17 protein-coding genes and 1 riboswitch are annotated in these 16,523 nt (G+C 37.0%); of the genes, 11 read left to right on the top strand and 6 right to left on the bottom strand.

What is annotated here, in order from left to right; translation table 11 throughout:
* The first annotated feature begins 3 nt into the window (after positions 1–3).
* The 6 genes from mqnE (at position 4) to ACK2WI_RS03325 (ending at position 6,769) form a co-directional block, all read left to right on the top strand.
* Positions 4–1,203, top strand: a complete 1,200-nt coding sequence (gene mqnE, locus ACK2WI_RS03350; RefSeq protein ID WP_409149767.1) for an aminofutalosine synthase MqnE — start codon at positions 4–6, stop codon at positions 1,201–1,203.
* Positions 1,204–1,215: 12 nt separating this feature from the next.
* Positions 1,216–1,842 carry a histidine phosphatase family protein gene (locus ACK2WI_RS03345; protein WP_409149766.1) on the top strand — a complete coding sequence of 209 codons (627 nt, stop codon included), beginning with the start codon at positions 1,216–1,218 and terminating at the stop codon, positions 1,840–1,842.
* A complete protein-coding gene (locus ACK2WI_RS03340) occupies positions 1,835–2,554 on the top strand; it encodes a menaquinone biosynthesis protein (RefSeq protein WP_313367428.1) in 720 nt (239 codons plus the stop codon). Before ACK2WI_RS03345 ends, ACK2WI_RS03340 begins: the two co-directional genes overlap by 8 nt.
* Before the next feature lie 827 nt (positions 2,555–3,381).
* Entirely contained in the window at positions 3,382–4,101 is a 720-nt protein-coding gene (locus tag ACK2WI_RS03335; RefSeq protein WP_409149765.1) for a GLPGLI family protein, read from the top strand.
* 2 nt (positions 4,102–4,103) lie between these two features.
* Positions 4,104–6,080, top strand: a complete 1,977-nt coding sequence (locus ACK2WI_RS03330) for a hypothetical protein (RefSeq protein ID WP_409149764.1) — start codon at positions 4,104–4,106, stop codon at positions 6,078–6,080.
* A gap of 35 nt (positions 6,081–6,115) precedes the next feature.
* A complete protein-coding gene (locus tag ACK2WI_RS03325) occupies positions 6,116–6,769 on the top strand; it encodes a hypothetical protein (protein ID WP_409149763.1) in 654 nt (217 codons plus the stop codon).
* A gap of 153 nt (positions 6,770–6,922) precedes the next feature.
* Here ACK2WI_RS03325 and ACK2WI_RS03320 read toward each other — a convergent pair whose 3' ends face one another.
* Genes ACK2WI_RS03320 through ACK2WI_RS03310 form a run of 3 tightly spaced genes read right to left on the bottom strand, consistent with a single transcriptional unit; the run spans position 6,923 to position 8,626 of the window.
* Positions 6,923–7,300: a DUF423 domain-containing protein gene (locus ACK2WI_RS03320; RefSeq protein WP_409149762.1), complete on the bottom strand. Its 378-nt coding sequence runs from the start codon at positions 7,298–7,300 to the stop codon at positions 6,923–6,925.
* A 22-nt stretch (positions 7,301–7,322) separates the two neighbouring features.
* On the bottom strand, positions 7,323–8,021 hold the full coding sequence (locus ACK2WI_RS03315) for a thioredoxin domain-containing protein (protein ID WP_409149761.1): 699 nt from the start codon (positions 8,019–8,021) through the stop codon (positions 7,323–7,325).
* Between the two features lie 29 nt (positions 8,022–8,050).
* Positions 8,051–8,626, bottom strand: a complete 576-nt coding sequence (locus tag ACK2WI_RS03310; RefSeq protein WP_093095966.1) for an alkylphosphonate utilization protein — start codon at positions 8,624–8,626, stop codon at positions 8,051–8,053.
* 150 nt (positions 8,627–8,776) lie between these two features.
* Between ACK2WI_RS03310 and ACK2WI_RS03305 the strand changes: the two genes are divergently transcribed.
* Positions 8,777–9,646, top strand: a complete 870-nt coding sequence (locus tag ACK2WI_RS03305) for a neutral zinc metallopeptidase (RefSeq protein WP_093095967.1) — start codon at positions 8,777–8,779, stop codon at positions 9,644–9,646.
* A 1-nt stretch (position 9,647) separates the two neighbouring features.
* Here the strand turns inward: ACK2WI_RS03305 and ACK2WI_RS03300 are convergent, their stop codons facing one another.
* The 3 genes from ACK2WI_RS03300 to ACK2WI_RS03290 form a co-directional block, all read right to left on the bottom strand.
* Positions 9,648–10,628: an acyl transferase gene (locus ACK2WI_RS03300; protein ID WP_409149760.1), complete on the bottom strand. Its 981-nt coding sequence runs from the start codon at positions 10,626–10,628 to the stop codon at positions 9,648–9,650.
* A 189-nt stretch (positions 10,629–10,817) separates the two neighbouring features.
* The gene (gene fabG / locus ACK2WI_RS03295; RefSeq protein WP_093095971.1) at positions 10,818–11,561 is read right to left on the bottom strand and encodes a 3-oxoacyl-[acyl-carrier-protein] reductase; all 744 of its coding nucleotides are present in this window, start codon (positions 11,559–11,561) and stop codon (positions 10,818–10,820) included.
* A 666-nt stretch (positions 11,562–12,227) separates the two neighbouring features.
* On the bottom strand, positions 12,228–12,422 hold the full coding sequence (locus tag ACK2WI_RS03290; RefSeq protein WP_409149759.1) for a hypothetical protein: 195 nt from the start codon (positions 12,420–12,422) through the stop codon (positions 12,228–12,230).
* 413 nt (positions 12,423–12,835) lie between these two features.
* Here ACK2WI_RS03290 and ACK2WI_RS03285 point away from each other — a divergent pair, with 413 nt between their 5' ends.
* From ACK2WI_RS03285 to ACK2WI_RS03270, 4 genes are all read left to right on the top strand, one after another.
* Complete coding sequence (locus ACK2WI_RS03285) at positions 12,836–13,039, top strand: hypothetical protein (RefSeq protein ID WP_409149758.1); 204 nt, start codon at positions 12,836–12,838, stop codon at positions 13,037–13,039.
* 87 nt (positions 13,040–13,126) lie between these two features.
* The gene (locus ACK2WI_RS03280; protein ID WP_093095975.1) at positions 13,127–14,623 is read left to right on the top strand and encodes a malate:quinone oxidoreductase; all 1,497 of its coding nucleotides are present in this window, start codon (positions 13,127–13,129) and stop codon (positions 14,621–14,623) included.
* 5 nt (positions 14,624–14,628) lie between these two features.
* Positions 14,629–14,764: riboswitch (TPP riboswitch) on the top strand.
* Positions 14,765–14,799: 35 nt separating this feature from the next.
* Positions 14,800–15,423 carry a nicotinamide riboside transporter PnuC gene (gene pnuC / locus ACK2WI_RS03275; RefSeq protein ID WP_197700999.1) on the top strand — a complete coding sequence of 208 codons (624 nt, stop codon included), beginning with the start codon at positions 14,800–14,802 and terminating at the stop codon, positions 15,421–15,423.
* On the top strand, positions 15,424–16,500 hold the full coding sequence (locus ACK2WI_RS03270) for an acyl-CoA dehydrogenase (RefSeq protein ID WP_409149757.1): 1,077 nt from the start codon (positions 15,424–15,426) through the stop codon (positions 16,498–16,500).
* Positions 16,501–16,523: the final 23 nt, after the last annotated feature.

The raw sequence follows: 16,523 nt of genomic DNA, 5'->3' as shown, positions 1-16,523 counted from the left end.
GAAATGGAAGCAACAGAAAAATTATCGTTTTTATTGAACGACAAAAATTTATCGAATGAATTAAAGCTAATTGCAGAGAAGGTACTTAATACCGAGCGTATTACATTTGAAGAGGGGGTATACCTTTATGAAAACGCGGAATTAGGCTATTTAGGCGTATTAGCAAATTATATCAGAGAAAAAAAACACGGAGATTACACCTACTTCAATCGTAATTTCCATATAGAACCCACCAACGTCTGTGTTTATGACTGTAAATTTTGTTCTTATTCGAGATTAGTCAAGAATAGGACTGATGGTTGGGAAATGGATGTAGATGCTATGTTGGACATCGTAAAGAAATATGATGATGAACCAGTTACCGAAGTCCATATCACAGGGGGAGTTGTCCCTAAACAAAATCTTGATTTTTATGCCGAGTTTTTTAGACGTTGCAAAGAGCATCGTCCTGAACTGCATATCAAGGGTCTGACCCCAGTAGAATACTATTACATTTTCAAGAAAGCAAAATTAAGCCATTACGATGGCATGAAATTCTTGCAATCCTGTGGCTTGGATTCCATGCCCGGGGGAGGAGCTGAGATCTTTCATCCTGAAGTTCGCGAGAAAATTGCCAATGATAAATGTAATGCCGAACAATGGTTGGATATTCATGAACAGGCGCATAAACTAGGGATGCATACCAATGCTACCATGTTATATGGCCATATTGAAGAATATTGGCACCGCGTGGACCACATGGAACGCTTAAGGGAATTACAGGATAAAACCGGTGGATTCCAAACTTTTATTCCTTTGAAATTTAGGAATAAGGATAACCAAATGGATCATGTCCCTGAAGTATCGGTAATTGAAGACTTAAGGAATTACGCCATTGCGCGGATTTATTTGGATAATTTCGCCCACATCAAAGCATATTGGGCGATGATCTCTAGAAATACGGCACAGATGGCCTTAAGTTTTGGAGTAGATGATATCGATGGAACTTTAGATGATACCACCAAGATCTATAGTATGGCTGGCGCAGAGGAACAAACTCCTGCCATGAGTACGAAAGAACTGGTTGAATTGATCAAGAATGTTGGTCGTCATCCGATCGAACGTGATACTCTTTATAATGTGGTCACAGATTATAAAGATTTTGTATTTGAAGAAACCAATCCAAAGAAACAATATTATTCTTTGCCTGTCGTAAATTCATAAGTCGGAGTTAAATTGAAGAAAACATTTTATTTTATACGTCACGGTCAAACCGATTTAAATCTAAAAGGTATTGTGCAGGGCAGAGGTGTGGACAGTCCATTAAATGAAAATGGATTTAAGCAAGCCCAAGCTTTCTATGATGCTTATAAAGATATCCCTTTTGACAAGATTTATACCTCTACTTTATTGAGGACCCACCAGACGGTTTCCCCATTCCTTAAAGATGGAGTTCCAATGGAACAATTGATGGGCTTGGATGAGATCAGTTGGGGGATCTATGAAGGTCAGGAGCAAACGGAAGATATCCTTTCGGGATTTGATAAAGTGGTGACTTCTTGGAGAAACAATGATCTGGATCTAGCTATTGAAAACGGGGAATCGCCAAATGCCCTCGTCTTCAGACAGAGAGAAGCCGTTGATTATATGCTCGAACAACAAGAGGAAGAAACTATCCTAGTCTGCATGCATGGTCGTGCGATGCGGATTATGCTCTGCCATCTGACTGATGTTCCCGTATGTAAAATGGATGACTTCCCACACACTAATACTGCTCTATATAAATTAGAGTATGAAAACAACAGTTTTTCTATTGTTGATTATTTCAACACCAAACATTTAGAAGGTTTGTTAAATGAATAAGATTAGAATATCTGCAGTTTCTTATACCAATACATTGCCCTTTTTGCAAGGAATAAGAAACTCAGATGTAATGAACGATATTGAGCTTTCTGTAGATTATCCATCAGAATGTGCTCGTAAGGTTATTGCAGACGAATCTGATATGGGAATTATTCCCACCGCCGCTTTAACCGATCTACAGGAATACCATTATATCGGTGATTATTGTATTGGTTCAACCGATTATGTAGATTCTGTTTTTATCTTCTCCACAAAACCCATTGAGGAAATCAATACTTTGCTGTTAGATAAGCAATCTAGGACTTCAAATGGTCTAGCTAGAATACTATTAAAGCATTACTGGAAGAGAGATGTGGAAGTTGTCACAGAAGGAGAGGCTGATGCCTTTGTATTGATTGGTGATAGAACCTTTGGTAAGAAAGAACAAGTACCTTATGCTTATGATTTGGGGCATTATTGGAAAGAATTGACAGGCTTACCATTTGCCTATGCAGTCTGGGTTTCCAATAAAAAATTACCAGATAGTTTTGAGGAGAAATTCAATGCTGCCTTAGCGGATGGTGTTTCTAGACCTGATGATGTTATTCCGGGTCTGCCGGTATTTCCCAATTTTGATTACCACAAATATTTAAATGAGAGCTTGAATTACCATTTGGACGATGACAAGAAAAAAGCCATTGTACAGTATTTAAAATGGTATAAAGAGTTATAAAAAGGCCCTAAAGTGGTTAATTAAAAGAAATATTAATTATTAAAGCAGTGCCGCAATAAACTGCCTAAGAAAAAGAAAGAGTCCAGTAATATTCCATTATTGGACTCTTTCTTTTTCTTATGAACATCAATTTCATGATGGACAAAAGGATATCGTTTTTTGAGGGTAAATTTTATTATTACGATATTCTGGTTGAGAAACAGAATCAAGATATATTTCTAGCAGATGCTTTTGCTGTTTAATAGATTAGATAAGTATTAAAATAAACTGTAAAAGGATACATTAGATCACCTGTGAATATTGCAATTATCAATTAAAATTTCCAATTGCCCGTAAAAATATATCTATAAGCAATAAAAGCGTGTTGGTAACGAATTTCTAATTATATCTTAAAACTAAAACAGTAGTATGCGTTAAATAATTTTCACTTTTTATTTATATGCTAATTAACTACCAAATTATATATTAAATTCTTTTAAAATTTTGTGTATCCAATTGAGATATTTTATTGTTGTAATAAATAAATGAAATTCTAGAATAGGGAAAGCGTTAATATTTACGAACATAATGTTTCTCGGAATATCATATGGGTTAGCTTGAGACTAAGGGCAAAATATGCTCATAGAAAGTAGCTAATTTCGTAGACCTAGCTGTTTCCGACTTTAATATCAGGGACTATGCTTGAATACTTGTAGCACAGTCACATGACAAGTAAAAGACCAGATGACAATAATAGGCAGGAATATATTACCCTAATATCCTTATTTCAAGAATCATACTTGGTTTCTTAATCGCTTTTCTATCATTGAACTTATTAACCAAAACCTATGAACAAGAGGGACGCACTTTTATGTGTAATTTTTTCAATTTTAACATTGTCTTTATTTGGCCAGAACATTAACGGTGCTGTTGCCTATTATTTAGTTAGACCTGTAGAAAATGACAATCATGAAGGTAGTACAGATATTGCGAGGTCTTTGGAACCTTTTTCAGATGAAATTTCAAAATCTTTTCTGTTCAAGTTGGAATTTAATAACGCCATTAGTCGATTCACATTAAGTGAAACTCAGGAACAAAAACAATATTCCGAAAGTAGTTTGAAATTAAGCCTTATTCAATTTGGCTATTCTGATACCACCTATCAAACGAACGGTTTATTGCTTAGCAAAACATTTATAGATTTCCAAAATAAGGAACCAGTATTTTTAAAGGAAGACCTTTCAAATCCAACTTGGAAAATTACTAAAGAAACAAAAATAATTGGGGACCTCACGTGTTTTAAAGCTACAAGGACAGCCATTATAAAACGCGGTAAGAAAACATTTTCTACACCTCTGATTGCATGGTTCTGTCCAGATATCCCTTTTTCATTTGGCCCATCTAAATTTGGTAATTTACCAGGTTTAATAATCGAAGCTCAAACTGACAAATATTTATACGGCCTAAAATCAATTAAATTCGATCAAAATGCTGAAAGCATTAACCTTCCTAATTTGAAACAATATTCAGAAGAAGAATTAATAAAACGATTTCAAGAAATATATTAGTGTTGAAATATATTTTAATAATAATTCTAATGCTTTTTTGTTCCTTATTGGGACTGAAAGCTCAATCAAATTTTGTGGTCCTTTCAGGTGTAGTCACTGACGATTTAGATCAACCCCTTGAATCATCAAGTGTAATGATAGAGTATTTAAATTCTAATGAGAATAATATTTTTATCAAAACAAATAGTGTGGGAAGGTTTGAATTGAATGTTATTAAAAACTCCCAACTCAAAGTCTCAGCAAGCTATTTGGGCCTGGATAAAAAGACTATAGAACTGTCAGTTGGTTCGGATTCTGAGGTTGTTAATTTTAAACTATCAACATCCATCGATATAGAAGAAATCACGATTGATTACAAATACGAGCCAATTGTTATTAAGAAAGACACTATTGTCTTCGATCTAAAGGCCTTCAAAGATGGCTCGGAGCGCAAGTTAGAGGATGTACTCAAGAAATTGCCCGGTCTGGAGGTTAGAAATGGCAATGTCAGTTTTCAAGGGAAAGCAATCAATACTACTAAAGTAGAGAATAAACCATTTTTCGGCGGTAACACCAAATTAGCTGTTGAAAACATCCCTTCTGACGCTGTAACTAAAATTGAATTGATCAGTCATTTTACTGAAATAGATTTCATGAAGGAAATCCATTCTTCTGATGATATTGCCATGAATGTTGAATTAAGTGAAACTCATAAAAAAATAATTTTTGGAGATGTTCAGGCTGCTGCCGGAAGCAATGATGCTTTAAAAATTAATTCTGCATTATTTTCCTTCAACCCAAGTCGGAATTTCCAAGCGATTATCGATTGGAATACAATTGGTCAATCAGCTCTCTCCATCTCCGATCTTATGCAATTTCAGGCTGCACCTAAATACTTGATTGGCCGTAATAACTTTAGCACTCAGGGACTATCCTCCTTGCTTGAAGTTAATAGAGACCATAAAAAAATGGCGCAACATTTTGGAGGGATTAGTTATCAAAAGGACTGGAAAAGTAAATTAAACCTTTCAATGTATGGAATCGTCAGTCATACAAAAGCTACTGATCTAACAGAGAACAACCTGAATTATTTATTATTTGATAATAATTTAACGGAACTACGGAAATTACAGGATGATCCACGAAATTTAAACGGATTTTTAGACTTAAAGCTTGATTATAAGCCCTCTTTGACTGAAATCTTTAACTTCAAAATTGGACTACAATTTAAGCGGGAGAAAGGAAATAGTAATTTGCAGTCTTTTTTGCAGCAGGAAGATATTTTTTCACAAATTCGTAAAAATGAATTTGGGACAAACGTCAATAGCTCAATTAACTGGACTAAAAAAATAAGCGCAAAAAAAGCTATTGAAAGTTATTATGATGTTCAGTATAATACTGGTCCAATGTCTCGTTTTCTTTTATTTGAAAACTTTCAGTTCAAGAGCTTTCTGCCACTTAGCACTACAGACGATGTAAATATCGAGCAAAGCAAAAAATTGCATCAACTTAAAGCTACTGCGCATGCGCAGTATCATTATATTTTAAACCGATATCACCAATTTTCTCCTGTAATAAGCCTTGATTATTTTTCCATAAACCTAGATGACAAATACCAATTACGGGAGACCGACGCAAAGACTGATTTAACTTCTTTCGGATTTGGAAACATGTTGAATATCAGTCAAAATAAATTACTTTTTGGTGTCCAATACAAATTAGTTTTAGGAAAAATAACAATGAAGCTCTTACCTTCCTTTCACATTATTAGGCAAAGGTTGGAGGATGTAAATTTCGAAAACAAAAAAACTGAAATGTTATTTACTCCGAAAGCAAATTTTGAATATGCCTTTACGAATTCAACAAGAATGGACTTGCAATATGAAAAGTCGTTTGGGTTACCAAATTTGAGACAATTGAATGAAAGCTATGAAATGTCATCATTATCACCTTGTTTCAGGGTACCTCTGAGCTTGGGACAGAACATGTCAACAACTTGACCCTAAGTTTTCGAGACATAAAACCAAAGAATAGGATGATGTGGTTATTGGCATCGTATTCGGTTAAAGCTAATTCTTATCAGAATTCAGTTTCAAATTCTGATATCGAACAACTGATTAAGACTGATATAATTAATACGCCTGACAAAAAGCTATCAGGGAATTTGTTTTTTGAACGGACCCTTGGACTGTTTACACCTTTAATTTCTTCAGTTGCTAGTTATTCTTCTTACATTCAATATTTAAATGAAGGAAAGTACAACACAGGGATAAGTAATGTTTCTTTCAAAATGGGAGTTCGTTTCAAGAAAGAAAAATGGCCAACTTTATTGACTTCTTACCAGAAAGGATTTCAACTATATAAGGGCTTTTCCCAATTGAAATTCTTAAAAGACGAAATAGAACTCGATTTGAGTTATTTAATTAAGGAAGATTGGACACTTAAATCTAATTATACATTTCTTAATAATAAAAATGATCTTCAAAGCATTTCCTCCAACTACAGTATACTCGATGTTTCGCTAGACTATAAATTAAAGAATAAAGGCTGGACCATTGGTGTTATAGGTAGAAACTTATTGAACAATAAAAGTATAATAACAACCTCTCAAAATAGCTATTTATTCACTGAACAATTTATTTATACTTTACCAAGGCAGGTATTACTATCTGTTCAGTATAAAATTTAACTTATATCATATATTAGAAATATTATTTGGAATTCATGATAAAAAACAAGGAGCAGAAAGCTATAGCTTTCTGCTCCTTGTTTTTACCTTTTCTAAAACGGATATTTTTTATGCCCTCGAATTATTCGAGGGTATTTTTTATACTTAATGCTCTTAATTTATAAAAGAAATCAAGAGCATTAGCCAACCAACAATCATCAATAGACCGCCCAAAGGGGTGATTGGTCCGATAAATTTCATGTTGAATTTCAAAAGATCTTTGAAGCTCAAGATATAGATACTTCCTGAAAAAAGGATACAGCCCCAAAATAGACCATAATAAGCCCAGTTTTCAATAGAACTACTGAAATCAAGGTGAAAACCGATGATAAGCAAGGTAATGGCAGCATACATTTGGTAGCGGACTCCAACTTCAAAAGAACTTAATCTTTCCTCAGTTAGAACCTTTTTTAGGGCATGTGCCCCAAATGCTCCAAAGACGATGGATAGAATTCCTAGGACAGCTCCGGATATTAATGCAGTTTGATTCACCTTTTTCTAATTATTTGATTATTTATTTCGCTTTTTTGATCTGTGCTAGTATTTCCGCCTCGGTTGCAATGCCTGATTTATTCCATGCTTCTTCACCTTTTTTGAAAAGCAATAGTTGGGGGATGCCACGGACATTTAAAACTTTCATCAGCTCTTTATTCTGGTCCGCGTCAATTCTTACGACCTTAACTTTACCTGCTTGTTCTTTTTCAATCTTCTCAATTGTTGGTTTCAATTCTTGGCAAGGAGCACACCATACAGCAGAAAAGTTTACTAAGACTAGCTCAGAAGAATTGATGATCTTATCAAAATCTTCGGTGCTTAATCCTTTGCTTTCTTTCGCGTTATCCGGTTTTATTTCTGGTTTCTCTCCACTTCTCCAATCCATCATTCCTCCTGAATAGTCATATACCTTAAAACCATTTTCAGTCAAGAATGCAGCAGCTTGTTTGCTTCTTCCTCCACCTAGGCAATACACATAAACAGGCTCATTTTTATCCAGTGTTTTGATGGACTCCTGGAAGTTTTCTTTTTCGTTCCAATCCACATTTACTGAATTTGGAATATGGCCGCCAGCATATTCAGCAGCAGTGCGCACATCCAATAATTGGGTTTGAGGTTTTGCTATGACCTCTTCCATTTTTTTTGCATCAATTTTTTCTTGTGCATTTACTTGTAAGCAAGCAAAGCCAATTAATGCGGTGAATAATAATTTTCTCATGATTTACGTTTTTCTAGCTGCCTAAAAGCTTAGCCTTTACGCAGGTACTTTGTTAATATAACGATTGTTTGCCCTTCTATCTTACCTTCAATCTGTTCGGTATTGTCAGGAACAAGTCTAATATTCTTAACGACGGTGCCCAATTTTGCTGAAATACTGGAGCCTTTTACGTCCAAGGTCTTGATTAAGACCACGGTATCACCTTCAAACAAACGGGTGCCATTTGAATCTTGGTGAAATTCTACGGTTGCCTCAGCTTCATGATCACCTGTTTTCTTTGCCCATTCGAGGGTCTCATCATCTAAATATAAAATATCTAAATTATTGGCTGCCCAAGCTTCATTTCTCAATCTGCTCAACATTCTCCAAGCAACCACTTGAACCGGCAAATGCTCAGACCACATGGTTTCAGCAAGTACTTTCCAGTGTTCCGGATCAATCTGTTCGGTTTTTTCTATCTGTGCTTTGCAAACAGAACATATCAAAATGCTGTTATCTAAAGAAGGGTTGGAAGTAGGAGGAACTTCGTAAATGTCCAGGTTTTCTGATGAGCGACATAATTCGCATTGACTCTCACTTCTATTTTTCAGATCGTCTAATAACATATGTTTGGTAATATATAATGATTTCAAAGATAAGCATTTTAAATGAGGGGAATGAATTGTACCTTTAACCAATATTATCACCTGATAATAGCTATGGCAAAGAATTTGTAGTGTAACCAAAACAAACTAAAATTAAATAAAGAAATATTTATGAAATGGCAAGGCGGCCGCCGCGGCGGAAATATTGAAGATCGTAGAGGGATGTCTGGTGGGCAGAAAATGACTCTTGGGGGAATTGGAGGTGTTATCGTTTTGATTATCGGCTTCTTAATGGGTGGTGATCCAAATGATTTGTTGAACCAAATGCAAGGTTCAGGGCAACAAGGCACGGTCAATGAACAAGGGGAGTATCAATCTACTCCTGAAGAAGATAAATTGATGGATTTTGCGGATGTGGTTTTGGCAAGTACCGATGATGTATGGGGCAAGATTTTTCAGGAAAATGGAAAATCATATCCAAAACCAACTATGGTAGTTTATACCGAAGGTACTGAAACAGGTGGTTGTGGTGTCGGTAGATCAGCTTATGGACCTTTTTATTGTCCAGGGGACCAGAAAGTCTATCTTGACCTAAGCTTTAACCGTGAACTTTCTCAAAAATATGGTGCTAAAGGTGAATTCGCTTTAGCTTATGTTATTGCACATGAGGTAGGCCACCATATCCAAAATATATTTGGTGTTCTATCGCAAACCAATGCCATGCGAGGAAAATTGAGTGAACGTGAGAACAATAAAATCTCAGTGATGACTGAACTGCAAGCAGATTTTTATGCTGGCGTCTGGGCACATCACTTAAATAAATCTACGGATGTAGAGATTACCTATGATGATATTGTCGAAGGAATGCGTGCAGCAGCAGCAGTAGGCGATGACCATATCCAAGAACAAGCGTATGGACAGTCTAATCCAGAATCATTTACCCACGGTTCTTCAGAACAACGTATGTATTGGTTCAAAAAAGGTTATGATACTGGTGATATCAATGCTGGAAACACCTTTGAAGATCCTAGCTTGCAATAAGCTATTGAACTAAAAGATTGCAACCTCGGATATCCGAGTTGTCAAACCTACCCAAGATTTCAAAGGATCCATCTGCATGGAACTTACCAAGGTCTTGCGTAGCAATAAAGGAACAGGAATAATAATTGGCTAAATCAATGACATTTATTGCTCCTGTTTTTTTATTGTCCAATAGGGACAATGGGTCATTGGTGTCACGGATCAAGATCTTCATCCAATTTGGGGTATGGAATAAACCTTTTCCATAAGAATAGCCTTGTGAAAGCAATTCAGTCATGCCGTATTCAGAATGAATGCTCTTCACATTAAACCCTTCACATAAGATCTGATGCAATTCCTCACGGATCATTTCCTTTCTCTTGCCCTTCATGCCACCAGTTTCCATCACGATCAACTCAGGAAAATCAATCTGGTATTGCTCAATGAAATCCAATAGGGCATAAGTCACGCCAAATAGGACGGTCTTGGTTCCCGATTCCTTAAGTTTTGTCAGTGTATGGAACAGGTCATCATGGTTGTATAAGAAATAACCACTTTCAGCCTGATTAGAACGCTTGATAAGGTCATCCACCATATAGATCAGCGAAGATCCTGAACGCTCCAAATAGGAAGGCAATAAGGCTACTATGGCCATATCTTCAACTTTTCCGTAGAACTGTTCGAAAGCTCTTCTGAAACTCTCCACATACAAATCACTCTTGGCTACCAGATGCTTGCTAGTGATCATGCCCGTTGTACCCGATGAAGAGAAGGTCACTTCTGGTTCTAATCCTTCGATTATTACTTCCTGTGATTTAAAGAATTGGATAGGGAGGAAAGGGATTTCTCGGTAATGCTGGATTGCTTCCGGTTTCATTTTTAAGATATCCAGAAATTGCTGATAGACTAAATTGTTCTTGGCTTGGAATCTAAAGATTTCAACTGCACAATTGTTAAAGTCTATTTCATTTTGAATAGCGAATATTTTGTCCGAAATTTCCATTGCTGCAAATATACAACATCAAATATTAAATGTTTTTTTAATACCATCGAATTTAAAAAATCCAAAAATTGGACAAAAAAAATTCGGGCCAAGCTTTGACCTTATTCGAGACACATTCGGAATTTTCCGAATGTGTCTCGAATGAGACCCGAACTTGACCCGAAGAAATATATAAAAATTCGTTCGATCTTATAACATACCACCACAAACAGGGATCACCTGTCCAGTGATATAAGAAGAAAGGTCTGAAGCCAAGAATAAACAAGCGTTTGCAACATCTTCAGGCTCACCAGCACGTTTTAATGGAATGTTAGCTTCCCATCCTTCAACAACTTTAGGATCCAATACATCGGTCATCTCGGTACGGATAAATCCAGGAGCAACCACATTGGTACGGATGTTTCTAGAACCCAGCTCTTTTGCAAGAGATTTAGAGAAGCCAATGATGCCTGCTTTAGAAGCTGCATAGTTAGCTTGTCCAGCGTTACCTTGTACACCTACTACAGAACTCATGTTGATGATGCTACCTTTGCGGTTTTTCATCATCACTTTAGAAGCTGCTTTAGAAATGTTGAAGATTGATTTCAAGTTGATATTGATCACATCGTCCCAATTTTCTTCCGTCATACGCATCAAAAGGCCATCTTTTGTGATTCCCGCATTGTTCACGACGATATCAAGGGTCCCAAAATCAGCAACGATATCATTGATTAATTTATCAGCTTCATCAAATTTAGAAGCGTCAGAACGGTATCCTTTTACTTTTGTTCCGAATTGTTCAAGTTCTTTTTCTAAGGCTTGACCTTTTTCTACAGAAGATAGGTAGGTGAATGCAACGTTTGCACCATTCTGTGCAAATACTTCAGCAATTTTTCTACCAATCCCTTTGGATGCCCCAGTGATCAAGGCTGTTTTTCCGGCTAACAATTTCATATAAATAAATATTTATGTTCAATAATATAAAGTCCACAAAAGTGGAAAATAAACTGCATAATACAAAAAATGAATAGTAATAGGAAGTATTCAGTGACATATTTATGGAAAGAGGGAAGGGCAAGCGGGGGAAGCATAAGGGTGATAAGCATCCTTTTGCTTTACATCTCCAGTGTCACCTTGAGAAGTAAAAATTTGGACTAAATTTATCGGAAGGTGATGACAGCATGTTGGCAATGAAAATAAATTAGCTCTTTTATTTTTTAAATATATAACCCCTTTTGGGGTTCCATTATTTTAGCAAACATGGCACGTTAGCCTGGTGGTAGCGCAAAAACGATGTTCGATTAATCGAACATCGTTTTTGCATTACCCCTTTATAGTTCAATACCATTGCTAAAATAATTCTGCCCTTCTAGGGCAGTATGTCGCAAAAAAGATATTTTTCTGGAAAATAAATATAGCTCTAAATACCTAAAAACACAGATTTAACAAACTTGTCATCGTAGGAACGAAAGGTCTCGGAACTATCTTCGCCCCATTTTTAGAAAACTCCTGGAATGGGTGAATTCTTTTTCAATAAATTCTACTTGAATAAAGAAAAATAGTTCGTTCGCGGTGCTCACGATGACAACGGTCCTTTAGTAAACAACATTAAATTCTTTGTTACTTTTGAAGCGCAAAAGTACCAAACCGACGAAGGAGCTCACGGATACCAAAAAAACAACTCGAATCCGTAACGGCTTCGGCCCATTTAAGGTGGCTTTTCGCACGAGCTCCCACACATGGATAGAATGCCTTGTTGTCGGGAATATCTTTCAATAGCTCATCCCTTTTGATGGGATGAGCTATTGAAAGCATTCCAAGGCCAATCCCATCGCACAGGCATCGGCATTCTTTCCATTTTTCCGCCACTGGAAATGAGCCGCGGGCTAAAGGACTTCCTTCGGAAGGGTGAATGTTTATGGAAAACCTATAGCGGGGGTGAAATATTTTTCAATAATTCTTTCTAAATAAAGTAAATAGTTTCCTCATCTTACGATAGCGGAATAACAATTTCCGCAAAAATAAAACAACAATAGATTCTTCGCTGCGCTCTGAATCCCTCTCAGGAGGCTTCCAATTCTGAACGATTAGTGAAGAATCTGTACGTAAATGCCCCACAACGTTCTTGTCATTATCCATCGAAGATGGATGACCTGTTCGCCAATAAATTTATTGAATAAATAGTTCCTAGATCCTTCCTTCGTCAGGAAGACAATGGAAATGGAAAAATGAAGAATAAATATATAGGCGATTGGCATTCCGCCTATAATCCTGGTCCAAATATCCGTACCCTGAGTGGCATCTCGGCTCCGATGATGATTCCCGAAGGGAATCCTGGTTCAAAATTTACCCCCAACAGCGCATTTCACCTCTCAAAAATTCAAAAAAATGGGATTATGGTAGATTTGAATAAGGAAATAGGTGTTTATTGATAAAATCACAAATATTTGAAATGTTTCTGACAAATTTATTCGCTATAATATAAAGCGAATATTAATTTTGTATTTCATTTAAAAACCATGGGTAAGAAAACAAAAAAAACGGAAGTTGACGTCGTTCTGATTGGTGGAGGTATCATGAGCGCGACGTTAGGTACGTTAATTAATGAGCTAAGTCCAGATATTAATATAGAGATAATCGAGCGTTTGGATGTTGTTGCTGCAGAGAGTTCAGATGCGTGGAATAATGCCGGTACAGGTCACTCAGCACTTTGTGAACTAAACTATACACCAGAGCAGCCTGATGGAAGTGTGAAAATTGATAAGGCAATCAGTATTGCCGAACAATATGAGATTTCTAAGCAGTTTTGGTCTTACCTAGTAGAAAAGAATATTATCAAGAATCCTAATCACTTTATCCGTCGTGTTTCGCATATGTCGGCAGTATTCGGCGATAAAGATGTGCAATTCTTGAAAACCAGATTTGAGACCATGACCAAACAAAATTTATTCAAAGGTATGGAGTATACCGAGGATAAAGCATTGTTGAAGGAATGGGTTCCCTTGATGATGGAAGGCAGATCAGCTGATGAGGCTATTGCTGCTACAAAGATGGATATCGGTACTGATGTGAACTTCGGTGCTCTTACCAGAGATTTGATTACCTACTTGGATGGGAAAGATAACATCAAGTTGTCCTTGAACCAAGAAGTTAAAGATATTGACCGTGAAGATGATGGCAGATGGGAAGTAGAAGTTAAAGATTTGAAAACAGGCAAGAAAAGAGAAATCTTGGCGAAGTTTGTTTTCATCGGTGCAGGTGGCCACTCTTTATTATTGTTAGAGAAATCAGGAATCCCTGAAGCGAAAGGCTATGGTGGTTTCCCAGTGGGTGGACAATGGTTGAGATGTAATAATGAAGAGATCATTAAACAACACCATGCTAAGGTTTATGGTAAAGCGTCAGTAGGAGCGCCTCCGATGTCGGTTCCCCATTTGGATACCCGTTATATCGATGGAAAACAAGCTTTGTTGTTTGGTCCTTATGCAGGTTTTTCAACTAAATTCTTGAAAAAAGGATCTTATTTCGACCTACCAGCCTCGATTAAACTTTCGAATATCGGTCCGATGCTATCGGCAGGTTTGGATAACTTACCATTGACTAAATATTTGATCACCGAGGTAATGAAGAAACCTCAGGACAAATTAGATTCCTTGAAACAATTTATGCCTACCGCTAAATTAGAAGATTGGGAAATCGAAAAAGCAGGGCAACGTGTTCAGGTTATCAAGAAAGACCCGAAACATGGGGGGATCTTGGAATTCGGAACTGAGGTAGTTTCAAGTGCAGATGGTTCTATAGCTGCCTTGTTGGGGGCATCACCAGGTGCATCGACTTCAGTAGCGATCATGATCAATCTGTTGAAGAGATGTTTCCCAGATCGTGCAAAATCTGACTCTTACCGTAAAAAATTGCGTGAGATGATCCCATCTTGGGGCAAGAAATTAAATGATGACGCCGAGCTGTGTCAATCAACTAGAAATCGTACTTCTGCTATTTTGCAGATCGATAAATAATATTTACAATACTTATGGGGTGCTAATATGTCCCGTTGCAAACGGGACATATTTTAGGCTGAGATGATACCCAATTCTGATTTTATTCAGAATGAACCTGATCCAGGTAATGCTGGCGTAGGAATAATAAAAATCCTTTCCCTTATCTCCATAAGTGCTTTTACCATTCAGCGAAATTGGAGGAAATCTTTAATAACATCATTCAAACATTGCAGCAGGCTTCCTGGTTGGAAAGGTTTTCTGTAATCTGTGGAATCATTCAAGTCTTATTGTCCAAGAACAATAAAGTATCCAACTATCTATTTGGGATTTTAGGGATTACTACCGGTATGTTGGTACTGTACAATGCTGGACTTTATGCTGAAATCGCCTTGCAAATCTATTACTTGGTCATGAGTATTTATGGTTGGTGGTTTTGGGTTAGCAATAAGACTGCGAAAGAACAGCCTATTACCCATGCGACTAAGCAAGAATGGATCACCGTCCTCAGCATCGTATTTGGAGGTTTCTTGATCTTTTATTTTTTGCTTCGCAGCATTACCAATTCCGATGTACCCATCTGGGATGCGTGGGTGACTTCCACTGCCTGGGCAGGAATGTGGCTATTGGCAAAAAGAAAAATAGAGAATTGGATATTGCTCAATATCAGTAACTTTTTTGCCATCCCACTTTTGATCCATAAGGACCTCTACCTTTTCGCTGCATTGACTACCTTTTTATTTGTGGTTGCTATTTTTGGCTTCCTGAATTGGCAGCGTATTATGAAATCCCAAAATTTAGAATTAAAAACAAACCCTTAAATGTTGACATCAGAACAAATCCAAATCATAAAAGAATTACAGGCTGTGGGTATCAAGAATAAAACCCTTAGCGGGGAACAGCTAGCGCTTGCATATCAAAACAATTGGTTTAACCTCTGGGTTCCAAAATCATTAAACGGCTTGGAGATGTCATTCCCGGAAGGCTTGGACTTATTGGAAGAGATTGCCTATTGGGATGGGGGATTGGCCTGGACGGTGACTTTATGTGCTGGAGCGAATATGTTTGCTGGATTTATCCAGCCAGAATTTGCGCAGAAACTATGGTCTGATCCCAAGATCTGTTTGGGCGGAAGTGGAAGGGTCGGAGGGAAGGCCATTGATGTTGGCGATCATTATGTGGTTTCCGGTTTTTGGAGCTATGCAACTGGGGCTCCGCATTTAACGCATTTCACCTTTAATGCCGAAATCATTGAAAATGGAGAACTGGTTAAGGATAAATCTGGACAGGCTAAATATTATTCATTTCTGGTGCCAAAAGATGATGTCCTGATCCATTATGATTGGGATACCATTGGCTTGGAATGTACCGCTAGCCATTCGTTTTCCTTTCAGGACCTCAAAGTACCAAAGGAAAATGCTTTTGTACTGGATCCGAAATATAAGCAATCTGATTCGGCACTATTCAATATTCCTTTTATGCCATTTGCAGAATTGACCCTATTGGTGAATTATGTTGGGATGTTTAAACGGTTTTTAGACCTGTGCGAAAAGTATTACTTCGAGAAGTCAAAGGATGTGAATTGGGCAGAAAAGCATAGCAAAGTTCGATTTAAACAGCTTGATCAATTGCGTTCAAAGTTTGAGGAAAAGGTTGGTAGGGTAAAGGCTTATGGCGTTGAACTGTGGGCGTATGCAGTAGCAGGAGAAGAGGTGGAAGAAAATCTTTATAAGCAGATTGGAGATTTATCAAGAGAAATTGCAAAGGATGTTCGGATGGATTGTGCCGAGATTTTGCCTTTATTAGGAATTCGGGCGGCACAAAGGGAAAATGAATTAAATATTGTGTTTAGGAATATTTTTACGGCAAGTCAGCATAGTTTGTTGAATGTGTGGTAATATAAAAAACAACTCCCCGGTTT

Source organism: Sphingobacterium sp. BS-2 (assembly GCF_046161205.1).
In the GTDB taxonomy this organism is placed as follows: Bacteria; Bacteroidota; Bacteroidia; order Sphingobacteriales; family Sphingobacteriaceae; genus Sphingobacterium; species Sphingobacterium mizutaii.
Note: the sequence above shows the minus strand (reverse complement) of the source record. Positions and strands in the feature narration are given on the sequence as shown.